Genomic DNA, 8463 nt, shown 5'->3' on the forward strand with positions numbered 1-8463 from the left:
CTCCAAGGTACGTGTTAGCAGCGTGTTAAAACACCCCAGCACGTTACGATTGCGTTGCGACGCTGTATTTGCGCGACCCAACCGGAGACTTTGCAGAATGTGGCGGCAGGAGACCGCCGTTCTCGCGGAACCGCGAAGCCGACTGGCCATAACGCGCGCGGAAGGCACGCGCGAAGCTGCAGCAGTTGTCGAAACCGCTGGCAGCGGCCACTTCGCCCACCATCATGTCGGTATCACGCAGCAGGTCAGCCGCACGCTCGAGGCGCAACCGGGCCGAAAGCGACTGCGGGCTTTCTTCGTACAGGCTCTGGAAGGTCTTGGAGAGGTACCAGCTGGAGAAGTTGGTCAGCTCGGCCAGCTCACCGATCCGCACCACGCGGTGGCTGTTGCCCTCCAGGTAGAGCCGCGCGCGCTGCATGCGCCCGAACACCTGGCGCTTGCGGCTGCGCGAACGCCCTGGGCAGCGCTGCACGTTCTCGGCCAGGCCCCGCTGGAGGCTGGCCAGGTGCAGTAGCAGGGGCCGCAAAGCCTGGGCGGGCTGGCCACTGGCCAACGCATCGCGCCACAGCCGCAGGCCGACCCGCGCATCACTGCGCCCCATCCGGCCGCGGCCGGCATACAGGCCACAGTCCGCCATCTCGGTCAGCACCCGCAGCGCTTCGACATTCAGGTTCAATCCCACGCAGAGCCCATTGCGGCCCGCCTGCACCAACGGCCTGGACTCCTTCTCGAAGGCGATCCACTCGCCCTGACGCAGCCGGAAGCGACCTTCCTTGGCCTCCACCCAGGAACTGCCACGAACCTGCATCCAGACGGTGAAGTTGTTCCCCGCGGTCTGCAGGCTGCCCAGCCGGGCAACCCCCAGGCAGGTGGGCGCCACGTCATCAAGGGCCTTGTCGAGGGAAACGGTTTGGCCACGATCGGCCAGCGAGAGTTGACGCATGGGGGCACCACGGATTTGCCAAGTACAGGCCTCCGTTTTGCCCAATCGGGCGGCAGCGTGTCAGGAAAGACAGCCGAGATCGCCACGAATTCGCGGCGAGAACCACACGAAAGAATTACGAAGAAAAATTCTTCTTCAAAATCAATATTCTGGAGATCGCCGGGAACAGCGCCGGGGCTTGCTCTGGCAGCCGCATGACGCCGATGTCGGCACCGTCACTGACCGCCAGGGCCACATACAGCTCGCGCCCATCGGCGCTGGCACTGATTCCATTGCCTGCACTGAGCCGCTGCGGGTCGAGGCAGCGCTCCGGCGTCTCGGTTCCCGCCTCGATCCTGACCAGGGTCGTGCCGCACTGGGTGGAGGTTCCGAGGTAACCGACGCCACCACTGCCGGCAACGGTCCAGGTGCGGTAGCGCCAGCGGCTCGGCCGGTCTTCACTGATCTGGCGCACGCTGGCCGACGACAACGCAGGATCGACCGACCACAGTCCACCGGCGGCAAGGCGCGTGAACAGGACCCGTCCGCTGCCGCGATCGAAGCGCGCCTGCGACACCCCATCGATGCTGGCCAACCGACGCCACGGTTGCGTGCTGCGATCAAACAGGCTCAAGCGGGTGCGCTGGTCCGCGTCGCGCTCGACCACCAGCAGCTGATTCTCGGTTGCCGCGTACAACGCCTGCAACGGTTGTTCCGCAGGCACCGGTAATGGCTGCAGGCGCTCATCGCGTGGTGAGATTTCATAGACCACCGTGCGCCCGTGCTCATCACGTCCCACCACCAGCAGGTGGCGGCTGTCGGCGGACCAGTCCGGTGCCTGCCGTCCCTCCGGCCGCAGGCCCTCGATCGGCCGCAGCGAATCCGGCCGCTGCATGTCCGCCCACCACAGGGCGAAACTGCCGGAACGATCGGAGGTGAAAACCAGTTGCCGACCATCGGGGGCGGCCATCGGCTGGCCGTCACGGCCACTGGAGGCAAACAGGCGCTCGGCGTGTCCTCCCTCGGTGGGCACCTTGAACACCCCGAACTGCGCACGCCGGTGAACGAACGCCAATACGCCGCCATGCCGCGAGACCGCGGGCCACTGCGCATCGTCCAGGCCCGCGTCGCGCAGCGTACGGCGCTCAACGTCGAGGTAATACAAGCGCACTTCGCTGTCGACGCGACGGCCGAATACGATGGTGCGTCCATCCCCCAGCCAGGCCCAGCCTCGCTGTTCCGCTGCTTCGTTGGTCAGCTGCTCCGGAGTGCCGCCGTTGGCGGGCATCCGCCACAGATCACCCATCTGTGGATTGCGCACGAACACCAGCCACTTGCCGTCGGGCGAATAACGCGGCGCGTAGTCGAAGTCATCGGCATCGACGCTGTAGTCCAGGTCGCGCCATTGGCCACTGGCCAGGTCGAGCACGCGGATGCCGCGATGCGCGTAGCGCCCGACCATGCTGCCGAACACCAGCCCACGGCCGTCCGGGGTCCAGTCGAAGCTGAGCAGTTCGGTGCCGTCACAACGTGTGGCCTGGCGCAGGGCCCCACCCGTGGCACTGGCGATCAGCACCTGGCAGCCACCATCGGCACTGAACCGCGCAAACGCGATCTCGCGCCCATCCGGCGACCAGCTCGGGAAACGATCACTGGCACCGGCCGGGGGCACCAACAACTGGCGGGCGGGCGCATTGCCAGACGTCTGCACCTTGATTGCTCCGCCGCCGTTGCCGTCCTCATTGGCGCCTTCGTAGGCAACCTGGGAACCATCCGGCGAAAGCGTTGGATACGTCTCGAACCCACTGGTCGCGGTGATCAGCCGGTACGGCCGCTGCGGGCTGCCGATCACACGGACACCGTTCTCGACAGCCTCGTCCACCGGTGAACTTGCCGCCGGAGCGCGCCGCAGCAACAGCATCGTCAGCACGATCACCGTCACGAGCATCAAAATGCCGGTGGCCAGCAATACCTGGCGCCGCACCTGCCGCCATGTCCGGCGCAGACCCGGCACCGGCAACGCAGCACCGTCCGGGGCCGCAGCCACGGCGGCTGCCAATGGCAAGGACGGATCGGCCAACTCGACGATGTCCATGACAGGCTCGGGCGTGTCCAGCACCTGCACCGGCACCAACAAGCGGTAGCCGCTCTTGGCGATGGTCTCGATGTAGGCCTGCCCGTTGTCTTCGTCGTTGGCAAACGCCTTGCGCAGCTGGGTGACCGCCTGGGTCAGCACGTCGTTGGTGGGCAGCGTGTCGGGCCACACCTCGGCAAACAGCTCCTCGCGGGTAACCACCCGCCCCGGCTGCCGCAGCAACACTCGCAGCACACCCAGTGCCTTTGGCGTGAGCCGGCGTGGACGACGCGCACCCGCAACCTCGACCTCTCGCGAGGACAAGGTAACGACGCATTCGCCAACCTGGATACGGTCAGCGTCGGGCGGCTGTATTTCGCTGCTGTTCATTTTCCGATATACAGTAGGGACGGGCCTGGGCAGGTTTCACCAGCGATACCGTCCCCCTGCAGGGACAACAAAAAGCCAGATTCCGCACAAAGCATCGGCGCATACCGCAAAAACAATTACGCATACGAATATTAGCCTATGCCGGTTACCCCGCCTATGACGGGGTCGACACTCAGGCTCTCTCTCGCCGACGCATTCACATAATCTGCATCACCATTCGCGCCCTTCTGGGCGCGATATTTTTATCTGGCGTTCATTTTCACGCACGCCGCAGCATCGTCAATCCGACCAGCCGCGACACCACAAGCGCGACGTACATCACCCCTGCGAACTGCTCCAGCATTACCAAAGCCCGCGCTTGCGGATGCAGCGGTACCACATCGCTTAATCCCACCCCGGACAGCAAGCTGAAGCTCAGATAAAGGAGCTCCATCCAACTGCGCTGATCACCACCGCCGGTGCCGTGGAAACTGCCCGGATACCACTGCTGGCACACAGCGAAAGCAAACGCAAAGGCCCAGGCCAGCAAGGTGAAGGTCGCTCCCGCAGCGAACAGTTCGTCCCGGGTGACTTTATGGTCCTGCAGCATGTAGGCGATCAACGCGCCCGCCGTATAGAAGTACAGCAGGCTCTCCAGCAGCTGCGCAGTGGTGAGCAGGCCGGTGCGATCCAACAGCGCGCCAGCCAGCGAGAACACCACCGAGGGAATGGCCAGCAGCAACGCCAGCCAGGTGCCCAGCGGACTGCGCTGGACCACCCACAGCGCCAGGCCGAGTACCGCCATGCCGAACATGCCCAGCGCCGCCCGGCCACCGGCGGTGTCATCGAGGGCGGGATACAGCAGCACCGCGATCAACTGGGCGGCCAACAGCCAGGCCGAAGGATGGCGGCGGGCGATGGCCAGCCAGCGGGTGGTCATGGCAACGGGCATGGCGTCCTTTCCCCTGGGCGATGCGCGGAGGATAGCCGGGCGCGGCGTGATGAACGGTAGTGCCGGCCATTGGCCGGCACTACCCGTTACGCATCACCCCTGGTGGTAGACCTCGGCACCGGCCGCGCGGAACTCCTCCGACTTCTCCTTCATGCCGGCCTCGGCGTAGTCGCGTACATCCTGGGTGATTTTCATCGAACAGAAGTGCGGACCGCACATCGAGCAGAAGTGCGCCAGCTTGTGCGCATCCTTCGGGAGGGTCTCGTCGTGGAACTCCTTGGCCTTCTCCGGATCCAGGCCAAGGTGGAACTGGTCTTCCCAGCGGAACTCGAAGCGCGCCTTGCTCAATGCGTTGTCGCGCACCTGCGCACCCGGATGGCCCTTGGCCAGATCAGCCGCATGCGCGGCGATGCGGTAGGCCATGATGCCGTCGCGCACATCCTGGCGGTTGGGCAGGCCGAGATGCTCCTTCGGCGTCACGTAGCAGAGCATGGCCGTACCGAACCAGCCGATCATCGCCGCGCCGATCGCGCTGGTGATGTGGTCGTAGCCGGGCGCGATATCGGTGGTCAGCGGCCCCAGCGTGTAGAACGGCGCCTCGCCACACTCACGCAGCTGCTTGTCCATGTTCTCCTTGATCAGCTGCATCGGCACGTGGCCGGGGCCTTCGATCATGGTCTGCACATCGTGCTTCCAGGCAATCTTCGTCAGCTCACCCAGCGTTTCCAGCTCACCGAACTGCGCGGCGTCGTTGGCATCGGCGATGCAGCCCGGGCGCAGGCCGTCACCCAGCGAGAAGGTCACGTCGTAGGCCTTCATGATCTCGCAGATGTCTTCGAAATGCGTGTAGAGGAAATTTTCCTTGTGGTGCGCCAGGCACCACTTGGCCATGATCGAGCCACCGCGGCTGACGATGCCGGTCACGCGCTTGGCGGTGAGCGGCACATAGCGCAGCAGCACGCCGGCGTGGATGGTGAAGTAGTCCACGCCCTGCTCGGCCTGCTCGATCAGCGTGTCGCGGAAGATCTCCCAGGTAAGTGCCTCGGCACGGCCATCGACCTTTTCCAGCGCCTGGTAGATCGGCACGGTACCGATCGCTACCGGCGAGTTGCGGATGATCCACTCGCGGGTTTCGTGGATGTGCTTGCCGGTGGACAGGTCCATCACCGTGTCACCGCCCCAGCGGATCGCCCACACCAGCTTCTCCACTTCCTCGGCAATGCCCGAAGAGACGGCGCTGTTGCCGATGTTGGCGTTGATCTTGGTCAGGAAATTGCGGCCGATGATCATCGGCTCGCTCTCCGGGTGGTTGATGTTGTTGGGCAGCACCGCACGGCCACGGGCGATTTCGTCGCGCACGAATTCCGGGGTGATGATCTTCTGGATCGACGCGCCGAACGCCTCGCCCGGGTGCTGCTGCAGCAGGCCGGCATCGCGGATCGCGTCCAGCCGCTGGTTTTCGCGGATGGCGACGAATTCCATTTCCGGCGTGATGATGCCGCGGCGCGCGTAGTGCATCTGGGTGACGTTGGCACCTGCACGCGCACGGCGTGGCAGGCTGCGCGCGGGGAAGCGCACCGCATCAAGCTTCGGGTCATGCTCGCGATCGCGGCCGAACGATGAACTCAGGCCTTCGAGCTGCTCGGTATCACCGCGCTCTTCCACCCAGCCGCGACGCAGTTGCGGCAAACCGGCGGACAGATCGATGCGCACCTCGGGATCGGTGTACGGGCCCGACGTGTCGTAAACGGTCACCGGTGCATTCTCTTCACCACCGAACAAGGTCGGCGTGCGGGTCAGCGCGATCTCGCGCATCGGCACCTGCAGATCCGGGCGTGACCCGGGCACGTGGATCTTGCGCGAGCCGGGAATGGGCCGGGTCACGGATTCGGAGAGTTGCTGGGCCTGTTGCTGCAGGGCGGAGAGCTGTGCGTTCATCGGGCATCGTCCAGGAAGGTCAGGGACGAAGCGGCGGCGCACTGCGCCCGCGCACGAACGGTCCTTGGGCGGTGTCCGGGCACGGCTGCACTGCAAAGCTTCCCTACGCCGGTATGAGCCGGATCAGGTTCCAAGGGACTGTCTCAACCGTGGCCACATGGCCGCGGTACCCCCGCTTCTTGACGTGCATTAGAGCATAGAACGCACTGCAGCTCCTGGCTGTTCCAGCCACGCACGACGTGGATCCGCTGTTTCTGTATTAACAGAACCGTGACATCGCATTCAGTAACGTGCACGCGCATCGTGCCGCTGCGGCCGATGTTTCCTCGCCGCCTTCGCGGCCCCTGCCCGGTCTGTGCTGCATGTCGCCGGCCCCTCGCAGCAAGCGCTGCTCGCTCCCCTCAATCCCTTGATCGGAGAAGCCCCTTCATGGTGTTTCGCGTTTCCATCGCACTGGTTCTGCTGCTGGTGCTGCTCGCCGGTGTTGCACCTGGCCCCTTCAATACCGTGGTGCAGAGCATCCTCGGCGAACTCATCCGCGGCATCGGCTGGCTGTACCTGCTGGTCGTGTTCCTGGCGCTCGTGTTCCTGATGTATCTGGCCTTTGGCCGCTTCGGCAACCTGCGCATCGGTGGCGAAGACGCCGAACCGGAGTTCTCGCGGGCCAGCTGGATGTCGATGCTGTTCGCCGCTGGCATGGGCATCGGTCTGGTGTTCTGGGGCGCCGCCGAGCCCATTTCGCACTTCAGCAAGCCACCGGAAGGGCTGGCACCTGAAAGCATGGACGCTGCGCGTGCTGCCATGCGCTACGTGTTCTTCCATTGGGGCCTGCACCCCTGGGCCATCTATGCGCTGATCGGCCTGGCAATGGCCTGGTTCCAGTTCAACCGCAACGGCCGTGGGTTGGTCAGTGACATGCTGCAGCCGATCATCGGCCGCCACCACCGCGGCTGGATCGGCCGCGCGGTCAACATCGCTGCCGTCGTCGCCACTGCGATTGGTGTCGCTACCACGCTGGGCTTCGGCACCATCCAGATCGCCGCCGGCATGGAGCGCGTGTTCGGCCTGCACGCGGGTGCTCCGCTGCAGCTGGTGATCATTGCGGTGGCGTTCGTGTTGTACATGGCCTCCACGCTCAGCGGCGTCGACCGCGGCGTCAAATGGCTGTCCAATTTCAATCTGGCGTTGGCCGCCGTGCTGTTGCTGCTGGTCCTCGTGCTTGGCCCGACCGGTGCGATCTTCAACACGTTCACCACCACGCTGGGCTCCTACCTCAACCAACTGGTGACGATGAGCCTGCGCATGTCGCCGTTCTCATCCAGCACCTGGGTGGCCGACTGGACGATCTTCTACTGGGCCTGGTGGATTTCCTGGGCGCCCTTCGTGGGTTCGTTCATCGCACGCATCTCGCGTGGGCGCAGCGTGCGCGAGTTCGTGATCGGCGTGGTGCTGGCACCGACGCTGCTGGGCTTCTTCTGGTTCTCGGTGTTTGGTGGCACCGCGATCTGGATGCAGATCTTCGGCCAGGCCGATCTGATGCAGGCACTGGGCAATGGCTATGAGACGGTGCTGTTCACGATGTTCGACAGCATGCCGCTGCCGTTGCTGCTGTCGTGCATCGCGCTGGTGCTGTTGATGATCTTCTTCGTGACCTCGGCCGACTCGGCGGTGCTGGTGCTGGCCAGCATGTCCACCGATGAAGCCGGCGATCCGCCACCCAAGCGCAAGCTTGCCTGGGGCGTGGGCGTGGCGCTGATTGCCGGCGCACTGCTGCTGGCCGGCGGCCTGGATGCGCTGCAGGGCATGATCACCATTGCGGCGTTGCCGTTTGCGCTGCTGATGGTGCTGGTGATGGTGTCGCTGTACCGGGTGCTGGACCAGGAGTACACGCGGGAGCGGCGGCAGGCGCAGCGCCAGCGGCACATGATCGATGCGTGGATCGCACGCGAGATGGCCGCGCAGGAGGAGACCCAGGCGGAGGCCGCACGCGCGCACGATCAGGATTGAGGGGGTTTTGCAGCCTGCGGCTGCACCGCTTTTTTCAAGCAAGTGCAAGTGCAAGTGCAGAAGCCAAAGCGGCTCTGGGTTACTGCTGGCTGGGCGAGGCGGTGTGGGTGGGCAGGACACGCCGTAAACCCATCCCTGGGGGCTCGATGGCGCCATCCATGGCGCCAACGGTCCTGCCCACCCACACCGCCCCACCTCTGA

Annotated in this window: 5 protein-coding genes and 1 riboswitch; of the genes, 1 reads left to right on the forward strand and 4 read right to left on the reverse strand. The window is 65.0% G+C overall.

Annotation, left to right across the window (positions count from 1 at the left end):
• Positions 1–43: 43 nt before the first annotated feature.
• The 4 genes from HLA98_RS19585 to thiC all read right to left on the reverse strand — a co-directional run bounded on the left by HLA98_RS19585 (position 44) and on the right by thiC (position 6255).
• Positions 44–943: a helix-turn-helix transcriptional regulator gene (locus HLA98_RS19585; RefSeq protein WP_049444442.1), complete on the reverse strand. Its 900-nt coding sequence runs from the start codon at positions 941–943 to the stop codon at positions 44–46.
• A 115-nt stretch (positions 944–1058) separates the two neighbouring features.
• A complete protein-coding gene (locus HLA98_RS19590; RefSeq protein ID WP_057501194.1) occupies positions 1059–3386 on the reverse strand; it encodes a winged helix-turn-helix domain-containing protein in 2328 nt (775 codons plus the stop codon).
• Positions 3387–3645: 259 nt separating this feature from the next.
• Positions 3646–4317: an ion channel gene (locus HLA98_RS19595; RefSeq protein ID WP_049444446.1), complete on the reverse strand. Its 672-nt coding sequence runs from the start codon at positions 4315–4317 to the stop codon at positions 3646–3648.
• Positions 4318–4410: 93 nt separating this feature from the next.
• Positions 4411–6255 carry a phosphomethylpyrimidine synthase ThiC gene (gene thiC / locus HLA98_RS19600; protein ID WP_057501195.1) on the reverse strand — a complete coding sequence of 615 codons (1845 nt, stop codon included), beginning with the start codon at positions 6253–6255 and terminating at the stop codon, positions 4411–4413.
• Positions 6256–6337: 82 nt separating this feature from the next.
• A riboswitch (TPP riboswitch) is annotated at positions 6338–6439 on the reverse strand.
• Between the two features lie 245 nt (positions 6440–6684).
• On the opposite strand from thiC, the gene HLA98_RS19605 reads away from it, so the two are divergent.
• A complete protein-coding gene (locus HLA98_RS19605; RefSeq protein WP_057501196.1) occupies positions 6685–8262 on the forward strand; it encodes a BCCT family transporter in 1578 nt (525 codons plus the stop codon).
• The last annotated feature ends 201 nt before the right edge of the window (positions 8263–8463 follow it).

It is taken from the genome of Stenotrophomonas africana (assembly GCF_013004645.1).
GTDB lineage: Bacteria > Pseudomonadota > Gammaproteobacteria > Xanthomonadales > Xanthomonadaceae > Stenotrophomonas > Stenotrophomonas africana.

Bases quoted from the DNA above. Each gene is read 5' to 3' on its own strand.
- thiC (WP_057501195.1), bottom strand. From the start codon at position 6,255: ATGAACGCACAGCTCTCCGCCCTGCAGCAACAGGCCCAGCAACTCTCC.
- HLA98_RS19605 (WP_057501196.1), top strand. From the start codon at position 6,685: ATGGTGTTTCGCGTTTCCATCGCACTGGTTCTGCTGCTGGTGCTGCTC.
- HLA98_RS19590 (WP_057501194.1), bottom strand. From the start codon at position 3,386: ATGAACAGCAGCGAAATACAGCCGCCCGACGCTGACCGTATCCAGGTT.
- HLA98_RS19595 (WP_049444446.1), bottom strand. From the start codon at position 4,317: ATGCCCGTTGCCATGACCACCCGCTGGCTGGCCATCGCCCGCCGCCAT.
- HLA98_RS19585 (WP_049444442.1), bottom strand. From the start codon at position 943: ATGCGTCAACTCTCGCTGGCCGATCGTGGCCAAACCGTTTCCCTCGAC.